Genomic DNA, 11,542 nt, shown 5'->3' with positions numbered 1-11,542 from the left:
AGATCCGGGGATCCCGTCGGCGTCAGAAGAGCACGCCGTCCGGCGTGGGCACGGTGAGCAGCAACTCGAAGACGACGTAGAGGAGCACCCCGATCACCGCGGCATAGGCGACGCTGAGCCGCCAGGAAGCCCTGACGGTCAGACGGAGGTAGGCCAGCGTGAACAGCGGGGCCGTCACGAGTACGCCGAGGACGTAGAGGCCCACGAAGAACGCCGCGATCCATGCCAGCGACACCGTCCAGGCGCGCCTCCCCGCGGTGGAGAAGGCGTAATCGAGAGGATCGTCCTCCGGATCGCTGATCGGGACCAGCCCGTGGCCGGCGTCTGCGCTGGTCCCGGAACGCCGGCGCACGAGCAGCAGTACCAGGTGGAGCAGCGCGATAGCCAGCCCGAACGTGGTCACCAGTCGCGGGAAGAGGGCCGCCCTGACCGACCACTCCATCGAGGACGAGAGTGCCCAGGTGAAGAGGGCGATCAGCGCGGCCGTGATGACCAGGTCCGCCACCGGCCACGCACGGGCCGATTGCGAGCTCTCCGGCTTCACGGTCCGACCTTCTGCTGATCCGGGGCCTTCTTCGCTGCCCTGAACCGCCGCACCAGCGGCTGCAGGAGTACGAGCAGCACCAGGGCGCCCACGGCGAGAACGATGGGTCGCGTCAGCCAGGACCAGCCGAACAGCGAGTACGACAGGAAGAGGTATCGCTCCGCGATGCCCCCCAGGACGACGGCGAGCAGGAACGGCACGCGGGGCCAGTCCCAACGGAGGCATGCCACGCCGATGGCCGCCGCGCCGAGCATGACGAACACGTCGCCGAAGGAGTTGCTCGAGCTGTAGGAGCCGAGCCCGAGCAGCAGGAGGAGGAACGGCACCAGGAGTGGTCCCGAGATGAAGGAGAGGTGCGTCAGGGGCCGGAGGAACATGAAGGCGACCGCAACGGCGATCGCGTTCGCGATGATGACGACCCACACCATGGAGAACGTGACGTCCAGGTGCGTCGTGAGCATCTCCGGCCCTGGGTTCAGGCCGACGATGAGGAACGCGCTCAGCAGGACGGCCGTCGAGGCGCCGCCGGGAATGCCGAAGGCGATCGTGGGGATCAGGCTGGCGCCGTCCTTGGCGTTGTTGTTGGCGCCACTGGCGATGACGCCGTCGATCGCGCCCTTGCCGAACATCTCAGGGTTCTTGGACGCCTGGCGCGCATGCCCGTACGCGATGAACTGCGCCACGGAGCCCCCGAGGCCCGGGATCAACCCGACGAGGGCCCCGATGCTGCTCGCGCGCAGCACGACCCGCCAGTGGGTCAACGTGTTCCGGATGCCCTCACCGACGCCCGACACCTTCGCCGGCACGCCGTCGGTCCCTCCGGCGATGCTCTTCTTGCTCAACATCAGCTGGAGCAGTTCGGCCCCGCCGAACAGGCCGATCACCAAGGGGATGAGTCCGATCCCGTCCCACAGGTAGAGCTGGTCGAACGTGTACCTCGGCACCCCTTCCTGGGGGTCGATCCCGACGAGGGCCACGAAGAGTCCGAACGCCGCCATCAGGAAGCCCTTGAGCACCTGGCTCCCGGAGAGGGTCACGACGAAGGTGAGTCCGAGGAGGGTGAGGGCGAAGAACTCGGGGGCGCTCAGCGCGAGCACGACCGGCCGCACCACGGGTATCGAGAGGGCCAGGATCGCGGCCCCGAAGAGGGATCCGAGAGCCGAGCTGAACAGGACGGCCCCGAGGGCGCGCCCCGACTCGCCACGCCGGGTCATCGGATAGCCGTCCAGTGCTGCCGCTGCTGATGTGGCCTCACCGGGGATGCCGAAGAGCACCGACGTGATGTCGCCGGTCGTCGCCGTCACCACCAGCATGCCCAGCAGGAAGGCGAAGGCCTCGATGGGCTCCATGCTGAAGGTGAACGGGAGCATGAGGGCGAGCGTCACGGGACCGCCCAGGCCCGGGAGAATGCCGACGACGAAGCCGATCGCTACGCCCAGGAGCATCAGTACGAACGTGCCGGGCTCGAGGACCTGCATCAAGCCGGAGAGAAGGGCCTCCCCCACGCGCACTCCCAAGAGTCGAGGTGTAGTTCGGGGCTCGGGCCCACACTCGGCGAGGGCGAGATCCGTTGCAGAGTCCCACCAGCCCATCCGGTAGTGCAACGGCTCCTCAGCAGGCGGAACGCCCACGTCGAAGTCCCTTGCACCGGCGTACACGACGGTATACCGTGGCGCCCCATCGACGCTAGTAGTAGCGCCGAAAATGGATTCGGCAGTCATCTGGAGCCGGTCCCCACGTCGTCGCACGAGCGCTTTCCGCGCCACCTGTGACGCTTTGAGAGCGGAGGCCTCCTCGATGGTGGAGCACGGTCCGATGGCGGTCCGTCCACTGCCGCGTCTGGTGGGTGTCGCGGCAGTCGCCGTCCTCCTCGCCGCGTGCGGCGGCGGCTCGGAGGTGGAGGGCGAGTCCGGCTCAGGCGGCGAGGAAGCTGCGTCGTTCTACGCCGGGGAGACGGTCGACCTGGTGGTCCCGTACGACCCGGGCGGGGGATTCGACGTCTACGCCCGGGCCATCGCTCCCTACCTGAGCGAGTGCCTGGACGCTCAGGTCGTCGTCAAGAACGAGCCCGGTGCCGGTGGCCTGCTCGCCACCAACGCAACGGCGGTCGCCGACCCCGACGACCGGCGCATCATGATCATGAACACGGCCGGGTTCGCAGCGGCCCAGATCGCCGGTGCCGAAGGCGTCCAGTTCGACCTGTCGGAGTTCTCGCACGTCGGCCGCATCGCCGGCGCTCCCACCGCTCTGGTCGTTGCCACCGACAGTGACATCACATCGTTCGACGACATCCTGGCGTCCGAGGATCCCGTGCGCTTCGTCGCGACCGGGCCCGGCAGCGAGGGGTACATCGCGGCGACGGGACTCGCGGAGGCCTACGGGTTCCCGATCGAGGTCATCACCGGGTTCCCGGGGTCCGGCGAGGCTCGCACCGCCGTCGTGGCCGGGGACGCCGACGTCATGGCGCTGACGTTCGACAGCCTGCTCGGGGCCATCGAGGCCGGCGAGGTGCGTCCCGTCGTCCTGGTCGACGAGGAAGCCGACGACCTGCTGCCGGACACCCCACCGATCACCGACTTCGCCGCCGCCGACGACCGCGCGGAAGGGCTCGTGGACAGCCTCGTCGAGCTCGGTGAGAGCGGCCGTTCCATCGCTGCGCCGCCCGGCCTGCCGGAGGAGCCGCTGAGCGAGCTCCGGGACGCATTCGCGTGCGCCATGGAGAACGAGGAACTCCTCGAGGAGCTCGAGTCCCAGAAGCGCCCGGTCGACGTCGTGGAAGGCGAGGCGTACGCGGAGCAGGTGCAGGAGCTGCTCGATGCGTCCCCCGAGTTCGAGGCGACTCTCAAGGAGTCGTTCTGAGCTCTGGCTCGGACCGCAGTTGACATCGGGGTCCGTACGCGCCGCGTGCGCGTACATGGGGCCCGGCAACTCCAACCGGAAGGACTTTGCACATGGCGAAGCACGGCAAGAACAAGCGCGTCGCGTGGCGTAGGTCGATCGGCGTCGGGACCGTGGCCCTGACCGTCGCCGCCTGCGGCGGGGGATCGGGCGACGAGGAGGAGGCCGCGTCCGGTGGCGCCTTCTACGAGGGCAAGACGATCGACCTGGTCGTGCCGTACGACGCCGGCGGCGGATACGACGTGTTCTCCCGCACCCTGGCCCCTTACCTGGGGGACTGCCTCGGCGCGCAGATGGTGGTGCGGAACGAGCCCGGCGCCGGCGGCCTCGTGGCCACGAACGCAACGGCGAACGCTTCTCCCGACGAACTCCGGATCCAGATCGTGAACGTGGGCGGGACCGCAGCCGCGCAGATCGCCGAGGCCGAGGGTGCCCAGCTCGACCTGGCGGAGCTGTCCTGGATCGGTCGCCTCGCCAACGCTCCCGACGTCGTCACCGTGTCGCCGGGCGGTGAGTTCGCCTCGTTCGAGGACATCATCGACGCCTCGGACCCGGTCCGCTTCGTCACCACGGGCCCGGGCAGTCAGGAGTCCATCGCCGCGAGCGTGCTCTCGGCGGCATACGGCTTCCCGCTGGAGCTCGTGTCCGGATTCGCCGGGTCCGGTGAGGCGCGCAATGCCGTCATCGCCGGCAATGCCGACGCCCATGCTCTGGTCTACGACAGCTCTCTGGCCGCCATCGAGTCCGGCGACGTGGAGCCACTGGTCCTGGTCGACGACGAGCCGGCCGAGATGCTGCCCGACGTCCCCCCGGTCTCGGAGTTCGAGGCGCCGGATGCCGAGGGCGATGCCCTGGTGGAGAGTCTCATCCGGCTGGAGCAGCTCGGTCGTGCCTTCACGGCACCGCCCGGTCTTCCCGAGGAGCAGCTCACCGAGCTCCGTGAGGGGTTCCAGTGCGCCGTGGAGGACGAGGAGCTGCTCGCCGAGTACGAGTCGCAGCAGCGGCCCGTGAACATCCTCAGCGGTGAGGAGTTCGTGGAGCTCCTCGACGAGGTGCTCGACCCGTCGCCCGAGTTCGAGGCGGCCATCAAGGAGTCGTTCTAGGTCTCCGGCGCGCACCGGGCGCAGCGGCGACGGCGCGGTGCCGCCCGTCCGTCATGAAGGTCATCAACGTGGAGGATTCGTGAGAATGCAGTTCGGAGCGAGGACGAACCGGTCGCTGCGGTGGGCGACAGGCGGCGCGGCGATCGTCGTGGGGCTCGCCGCGTGCGGGGGCGGCTCGGGGGAGGAGGACGCGTCCGGCGGGTCAGCTGCCGAGGGAGGCGGCTTCTACCAGGACGAGACGATCGATCTGGTCGTCCCGTACGACCCGGGAGGTGGCTACGACGTCTACGCCCGCGCCATCGCCCCCTACCTCGGTGACTGCCTCGGTGCGGACATCGTCGTCAGGAACGAACCAGGTGCCGGCGGGCTGCTGGCCACGAGCGCCACCGCGGTCGCCGAGCCCGACGACAACCGACTGCAGCTCATGAACACCGTCGGGTTCGCCGCCGCGCAGATCGCCGACGCCGAAGGGGTGCGGTTCGACCTGGCGGAGATGTCCTGGCTTGGTCGCGTCGCCGACGCCACCCCGGCGCTGACCGTCGGCGCCGACAGCGAGATCAGCGGGTTCGCCGACATCATCGACGCATCCGAACCCGTTCGGTTCGTCGCCACCGGTCCGGGTGGCGACGACTACATCGTCCCCACGGTCCTGTCGGCTGCGTACGGCTTCCCCCTCCAGGTGATCACGGGCTTCCCCGGCTCCGGAGAGGCCCGGAATGCGCTCGTTGCGGGTGACGCGGATGCCCAGGCCCTCTCCCTGACGAGCCAGGTCCCGTCCGTGCAGTCCGGTGAGGTGCGGGCGGTTCTCGTCGTGGACGACGAGTCGAACGAGCTCCTCCCCGACACTCCACCGATCTCCGAGTTCTCCCCAGCCGACGAGGAGGCCCAGGGACTCGTGGACAGCTTGGTCACCCTCGGTGCGAGCGGCCGCGCGATCGCCGGGCCGCCCGGCCTCCCGGAGGAGCGCCTGGCGGAGCTGCGAGAGGGCCTCGACTGCGCGTTGGGCAGCGAGGCGCTGCTTCAGGACCTGGGCCCGGAGCGCCCGATCAACCCGATGGGGGGCGACGAGTACGCGGACGAGGTGGAGGCCCTGCTCGACGCCTCCCCCGAGTTCGAGGCTGCGATCAAGGCGTCGTTCTAGGCGCCCCATGCCGTTTCCGCCCCACGACCAACCGATCACGATGGAGGACTTCGTCCATGAGCAAGCTGAGACTGTCCCTTGCCTGTTGGGACTACGACCGGACCCGGGCGATCCAGGACGGCCGGGTGCAGCCGGACGGAATCGATCTGAACTTCATCCCGCTGCGCGTCGAGGAGATCTTCTTCCGTCAACTGCGTCACCGTGAGTTCGACGTCGCGGAGATGTCCCTCTCCTCCTATGTGATGACGCTGAGCGACGAGAAGCCGCCGTTCATCGCAATCCCGGTCTTCCCGTCGAAGTTCTTCCGCCACGGGAACATCTACATCAACCGCAATTCCGGCATCGACAGCCCTGCGGACCTGGTGGGCAAGAAGGTCGGCGTCGCCGAGTTCCAGATGACGGCCGGCGTCTGGCAGCGGGGCGTGCTCGCCGAGGAGTACGGCGTGCCCGTCGACAGCGTGACGTACTGGACGGGTGGCGTCGACCAGCCCGGCCGCATCGAGAAGCTGCCGCTGGACCTTCCGGACAATCTCAGCGTCACGGCCATCCCGACCGACCGGACGCTCTCCGACATGTTGGAGAAGGGCGAGATCGACGCCCTCATGGCGGCGGTGGCGCCGTCCTCCTTCCTGCGGCGGACCGCGGAGTCACCTGTCACGCGGCTGTTCCCCGACTACGTCGAGGTGGAGCAGGACTACTACCGGCGCACCGGCATCCACCACATCATGCACACGGTCGTGATCCGTCGTGACGTGTACGACGCCGACCCGTGGGTGGCGCAGTCCCTCGTGAAGGCCTTCGAGGAGGCCAAGCAGCTCGTCTACGCGGATCTCGTCGAGACGGGTGCGCTCAAGTACATGCTTCCCTGGTCCGTCGCCGAGGCCGAGAGGACCCGCGAGATCTTCGGGACCGACGACTTCTGGTCCTACGGCCTCGAGCCGAACCGCAGGACGCTCGTGAAGTTCCTGGAGTACTCGAAGGACCAGGGGTTGGCCAAGCGGCATTACGAGCCGGAGGAGCTCTTCGCCCCGGAGTCGCTGGAAGCGTGGAAGAAGTAGGCGGACGGCGCAGGGGCCCGGCTGCCCGGGCCGCTGCTCGTCCGAGGGACGGCTCGTTCGGCGGACGCAGATGAAAGGCGGGCGAGGACGGTGAAACCGGTGCCCTTCCGTTATGTCCGGGCGGACAGCCTGGAGGAGGTGCTGGATGCGCTGTCCGAGCACGGTGATGAGGCCAAGGTGCTGGCCGGCGGCCAGAGTCTCGGGCCGTTGCTCAACCTGCGACTCGCGACACCGGCCGTTCTCGTCGACATCAACAGGGTGCCGGAGCTGGGGGGCGCCCCGCGGGACGAGGGGGTGGCCGTCACGGTTCCGGCGATGACGCGACAGCGGGACGCGGAGCGCTCGGCGGTCCTGGCGACCAGGTGCCCGATGGTGACCCAGGCCCTGCCCTTCGTGGCTCACTCCACCATCCGCAACCGCGGCACGGTGGGTGGGAGCCTGGCGCACGCCGACCCAGCCGCTGAGCTGCCGACCGTTGCGACGGCCCTCGACGCGGAGTTCACGGCCCGGAGCACGAGGGGAGTACGGGTCATCCCGGCCGCCGACTTCTTCCGGAGCTTCTTCACCTCGGAGCTGGCCGAGGACGAGGTGCTCGTCTCCGTCCGGTTCCCTGCCCGCACCAGCGGTGAGGGCACGGCGTGGGTCGAATTCGCGCCCCGACACGGTGACTTCGCGATCGTCGGGGTGGCAGCGAAGGTCGGACTGGACGGCTCGGGCGTCGTGACGGCTGCGCGCCTCGTCTACTCGGGGGTGGCGGAGACGCCCTACCGGGCGACCGAGGCGGAAGAGGCTCTGGTCGGACAGGCGCCGACGCCGGAAGCCATGGTGGCAGCGGGGGCGGCGGCCGCCGCGGCCTGCCGTCCCCCGGCCGACCTCCTCGGTTCGTCCGAGTACCGACAGAACCTGATCCAGCTGCTGACGGCGCGTGCGCTGCAGAGCGCAGCCGAGAGCGCGAGGAGGAGCGAGTGAGAGAGCCGACCGAGTACGTGACCATCGAGGTCACGGTGAACGGGAAGACCTACCGTCGCAGCGTAGAAGCGCGCATGACGGGATCCGATTTCCTCCGCGACGTGTTGCAGCTGACCGGTACTCACGTGGGTTGTGAGCACGGCGTCTGTGGCGCCTGCACAGTGCTCGTCGACGGGCGTTCCGTCCGCTCGTGCATCATTTATGCAGGCCAGCTCGACGGTGTCTCGGTCGAGACCGTGGAGGGGATGGAGGCCGCGCCAGGGCAGCTGCACCCGTTGCAAGAGGCATTCCGGCAGTGTCATGCCCTTCAGTGCGGGTTCTGCACCCCGGGCTTCCTGATGGTGGCTCAGGAATACCTCCGCGAGGTCACCGAACCTGGTGAGGACGAGATCCGGGATGCGCTGTCGGGGAACATCTGCCGGTGCACCGGCTACCAGAGCATCGTGGATGCCGTGCAGCTGGCCGACCGGACCTGGAGCCGCTGAGATGCGCGTCGCTCCCCGGGACGCCGGTGGCAGAGCAGGAGGCGATCACCGCTGTGCTCGGCTGAGCGCCGGCGGTCAGGCGCAGGGGACGCGTCGAGGGGGCGTGGACCGGTGAGCACCGACAAGGCTGCCGGCCCGATCGGCGCGTCGGTTCTCCGTGCGGAGGATCCGCGCCTGCTCACCGGACGGGGACGGTTCGTCGGTGACGTCGTCCTTCCTCGCATGCTCGAGGCCGTCTTCGTGCGGTCCGGTCATGCCCACGCGCGGCTGTTGGGTGTCGACTCGGAGGCGGCACGTGGTGCGCCGGGGGTGGAGGCGGTCCTGGATGCACGGGACCTGCCTCCCGTGACGTTCACCTCCAACCGCCATCCGCACCTCCTCCTGACCCCGCAACCGGTGCTCGCGACCGACCGGGTCCGGTTCGTCGGGGAGCCGCTCGCGATCGTCCTCGCGGAGAACCGTTACGTGGCCGAGGACGCCGCTGAGCTGGTGGACGTGGAGTACGACGAGCTCGCCCCGTCGCTGTCCGCCGACCGGCAGGGGGACCCGTTGTTCGACGACATCCCGGACAACGTGGTCTTCCGCGACCGGCAGGTCTACGGCGACGTCGACGAGGCATTCGCCCGGGCCGCGACCGTGGTCACGAAGACTCTTCGGTTTCCGCGGCAGTCGGCCTCTCCGTTGGAGCCGCGTGGTTGCGTGGCCGATTTCGACCCGTCGTCTCGGCGGCTCACGGTCTGGTCGTCGACGCAGGCGCCGCACCGCCTGGCCCGCGATCTCGCTGCTGTCGTCGGCCTGCCGGAGCACGCGATCCGTGTGGTGATGCACGACATCGGCGGCGGGTTCGGCCAGAAGATCCCCACCCAGCTCGAGGACGTCGCCGTGGTGCTGGCGTCCATGGCGTGCGGGCGTCCGGTCCGGTGGATGGAGGACCGCCAGGAGAACCTGATCGCGGCGCCGCACTCCCGCGATCAGGATCTGCACCTGGAACTGGCGCTGGACGAGCAGATGCGTTTCACCGGTCTCCGGGCCCGCATCGTCGGCAACGCCGGCGCATACAGCTTCAACAGTGCGAGCCCGCTGACCGAGGCCTACCGCGCGGCGCGGTCGGTACCTGGTGTGTACCGGATCGACAACTTCGCGTACGACATCACCATCGCCCTGTCGAACAAGTCGCCCATCGCCCCCTATCGGGGCGTGGGTATGGTCGCGGCGCAGTGTGCCCGGGAGCTCCTCATCGACGAGGCCGCCCGTCAGCTCGGTGTCGACCGCTTCGAGCTTCGCGCACGCAACATGATCCGGGGCTCGGAGATGCCGTACACGACGGCCACCGGGTGGGTATTCCAGGACATGAGCTTCCAGGAGACCCTGGCTCAGGCACGCGAGAGGCTGGAGGAACCCGCCGCGGCTGCCGCCGCACCGCGTCGCTCCGGGCGCCTTCGCGGTGTGGGTATCAGCCCCTATGCCGAGCCGACGGGGATGGGCGGCTCCGGGGGCATGCAGTTGCACGGCTTCCTGTCCCCCTCCCACGATTCCGCACGAGTGGTGGTCAACACCTCGGGGAAGGCGACCGTCAGCATCGGCACCCCGTCCATGGGGCAAGGGCTGGAGACCACCATGGCGCAGGTGGCGGCCGAGGCCCTCGGACTGCCCGTCACCGACGTCTCCGTGACCTGGAGTGACACCTCGCAGGCGCCGATCAGCCTCACCGGGTCGCGCGCCAGTCGCGGAGCCGTGGTCAGCGGTGGAGCCGTCGGGTTGGCTGCGGGCGACGTCAAGAAGCAGCTGCTGGAGGTGGCCGCCCAACTCCTGGAAGCGGACGCGGAGGATCTGGACATCCGGGACGGCGGGATCTGGGTGGCCGGCGAGCCGGAGGCGCGGCTGTCGGTACGCGAGACCGTCGCGGCGGGATTCGGCCGCGACGACCTCCGGAGTCCTGAGCAGGAGCGCAGCTTCGAGGCAACGAGGCTCTACGACCCCCCGGCGAACTACTCGAACGCGTGCGTGGTCGCAGTCGTCGACGTCGATCCCGACACCGGGGGCGTGGAGATCCAGCGGCTGCTCGCCGTCGAGGACTGCGGAACCATGATCAACCCGATGATCGTCGAGGGGCAGTTCCTGGGGGCCGCCGCCCAGGCCATCGGCGCCGCATTGCTCGAGCGAATCGCCTACAACGAGGACGGCCAGCCGATCACCTCCACCCTGGTGGACTATCTGCTGCCGACGGCCGGCGACACCGTTCGGGTGGAGCTCTCACACATCGAGACACCGTCCACCGCCACGTGGGGAGGACTCAAGGGTGTCGGGGAGTCGGGTGCCATCGGATCGCTGGCGGCCATCGTGGCCGCCGTCGCCGACGCGGTGGCTGCTCGAGGGGGAGTGGTCGAGGACCTGCCACTCCTACCGGGCACCGTCTGGTCCCTGTTGCAGGGAGCAGACGGCCGACCGGGTGCCGCAGCCCCGCCGACCGCACCGGCCTCCGACGCCGTGGACGACCTTCCGGCATAGCCGGAGCCCGCTCATCTCGGCAGCGGTCATCCCGCTTGCCGCCCAGGCAGCACCCTAGGAGACGCAATGGACGTACTGCACTCACATGTGATGCCCCCGAAGTCGGGGCATTCGGTCCTCGTACGGCGCGGGGAGCACCTGCGCGTCACGGACCTCGAGGGCCAACAGGTGGTCGACATGGCCCTCTTCAACGCGGACAACTACCGGGAGAAGCTGTCCACGTCCTACTCGCGCACGAGGTACACCCCCAAGCCGGGGGAGCCGTACGTCCCGAGGGACAGCTTGACCGAGGGCGACACGCTGATGTCGACGATCTGCCGGCCGATGATGACCATCGTGAGGGAGACGCCTGAGCCGAAGGGTGTCCACGACCTGCACAACCGCATGTGCAACACCTGGAACTACGAGGCGTACGGCGTCGACTCCCGGGACGGCTGCCACGAGATCATCAGCAAGGCGGTCGCGCAGTACGGGATCCTGCCCGAGGACATCCCTGACACGATGGACATCTTCATGAATTACCACCACGACTGCGAACGCCGGCGGTGGGTCACGGAGGAACCCGTCAGCAGGGCCGGGGACTACATCGAGTTCCGCGCCGAGATGGACTGCCTCGTGGGCTTGTCGAACTGTCCGCAGGACATCCTCAACCCGTGCAATGCCTATCACTGCACGCCGATGAAGATCGAAGTCTTCGTCGGGGTTCCCTGACGGCTCGACCGTCCCCGTGAGGGACCGACGGGGCGGCAGCGGTGGCTGCTGACGCACGCACTTCGTGGAAGCCGGGCACGTCCGCCCGGCGTCCTACGTCGGGCTGCCTCTCTGTCGCCCCGTCG

The 11,542-nt window shown here is 69.0% G+C and carries 10 protein-coding genes; 8 read left to right on the top strand and 2 right to left on the bottom strand.

Going from position 1 to position 11,542, the window contains the following annotated elements; genetic code table 11:
- Positions 1–22 precede the first annotated feature (22 nt).
- The gene (locus tag E4P40_RS14820; RefSeq protein WP_135159316.1) at positions 23–544 is read right to left on the bottom strand and encodes a tripartite tricarboxylate transporter TctB family protein; all 522 of its coding nucleotides are present in this window, start codon (positions 542–544) and stop codon (positions 23–25) included.
- Positions 541–2,049: a tripartite tricarboxylate transporter permease gene (locus E4P40_RS14815; protein ID WP_135159315.1), complete on the bottom strand. Its 1,509-nt coding sequence runs from the start codon at positions 2,047–2,049 to the stop codon at positions 541–543. The genes E4P40_RS14820 and E4P40_RS14815 overlap by 4 nt, the downstream gene beginning before the upstream one ends.
- Before the next feature lie 310 nt (positions 2,050–2,359).
- Here E4P40_RS14815 and E4P40_RS14810 point away from each other — a divergent pair, with 310 nt between their 5' ends.
- From E4P40_RS14810 to E4P40_RS14775, 8 genes are all read left to right on the top strand, one after another.
- Positions 2,360–3,403: a tripartite tricarboxylate transporter substrate-binding protein gene (locus E4P40_RS14810; protein WP_167762244.1), complete on the top strand. Its 1,044-nt coding sequence runs from the start codon at positions 2,360–2,362 to the stop codon at positions 3,401–3,403.
- A 92-nt stretch (positions 3,404–3,495) separates the two neighbouring features.
- Positions 3,496–4,545: a tripartite tricarboxylate transporter substrate-binding protein gene (locus tag E4P40_RS14805; protein ID WP_135159313.1), complete on the top strand. Its 1,050-nt coding sequence runs from the start codon at positions 3,496–3,498 to the stop codon at positions 4,543–4,545.
- A gap of 85 nt (positions 4,546–4,630) precedes the next feature.
- Positions 4,631–5,686: a tripartite tricarboxylate transporter substrate-binding protein gene (locus tag E4P40_RS14800; protein ID WP_135159312.1), complete on the top strand. Its 1,056-nt coding sequence runs from the start codon at positions 4,631–4,633 to the stop codon at positions 5,684–5,686.
- A 56-nt stretch (positions 5,687–5,742) separates the two neighbouring features.
- The gene (locus E4P40_RS14795) at positions 5,743–6,744 is read left to right on the top strand and encodes an ABC transporter substrate-binding protein (protein WP_135159311.1); all 1,002 of its coding nucleotides are present in this window, start codon (positions 5,743–5,745) and stop codon (positions 6,742–6,744) included.
- A 99-nt stretch (positions 6,745–6,843) separates the two neighbouring features.
- Positions 6,844–7,713, top strand: coding sequence for a xanthine dehydrogenase family protein subunit M (locus E4P40_RS14790; protein ID WP_209305339.1), 870 nt, complete (start codon positions 6,844–6,846; stop codon positions 7,711–7,713).
- Entirely contained in the window at positions 7,710–8,198 is a 489-nt protein-coding gene (locus tag E4P40_RS14785; protein ID WP_245160354.1) for a (2Fe-2S)-binding protein, read from the top strand. Before E4P40_RS14790 ends, E4P40_RS14785 begins: the two co-directional genes overlap by 4 nt.
- A 111-nt stretch (positions 8,199–8,309) precedes the next feature.
- Positions 8,310–10,706, top strand: coding sequence for a xanthine dehydrogenase family protein molybdopterin-binding subunit (locus E4P40_RS14780; RefSeq protein WP_135159309.1), 2,397 nt, complete (start codon positions 8,310–8,312; stop codon positions 10,704–10,706).
- A 90-nt stretch (positions 10,707–10,796) separates the two neighbouring features.
- Positions 10,797–11,417, top strand: a complete 621-nt coding sequence (locus E4P40_RS14775; RefSeq protein ID WP_167762243.1) for an urea carboxylase-associated family protein — start codon at positions 10,797–10,799, stop codon at positions 11,415–11,417.
- Positions 11,418–11,542 lie beyond the last annotated feature (125 nt).

It is taken from the genome of Blastococcus sp. CT_GayMR20, assembly GCF_004570345.1.
The sequence above is the reverse complement of the archived record's forward strand: the minus strand, read 5'-3'. Positions and strand labels throughout refer to the sequence as shown.

Coding starts and splice junctions, on each gene's coding strand:
- E4P40_RS14810 (WP_167762244.1), top strand. CDS start 2,360: ATGGCGGTCCGTCCACTGCCGCGTCTGGTGGGTGTCGCGGCAGTCGCC.
- E4P40_RS14805 (WP_135159313.1), top strand. CDS start 3,496: ATGGCGAAGCACGGCAAGAACAAGCGCGTCGCGTGGCGTAGGTCGATC.
- E4P40_RS14800 (WP_135159312.1), top strand. CDS start 4,631: ATGCAGTTCGGAGCGAGGACGAACCGGTCGCTGCGGTGGGCGACAGGC.
- E4P40_RS14795 (WP_135159311.1), top strand. CDS start 5,743: ATGAGCAAGCTGAGACTGTCCCTTGCCTGTTGGGACTACGACCGGACC.
- E4P40_RS14775 (WP_167762243.1), top strand. CDS start 10,797: ATGCCCCCGAAGTCGGGGCATTCGGTCCTCGTACGGCGCGGGGAGCAC.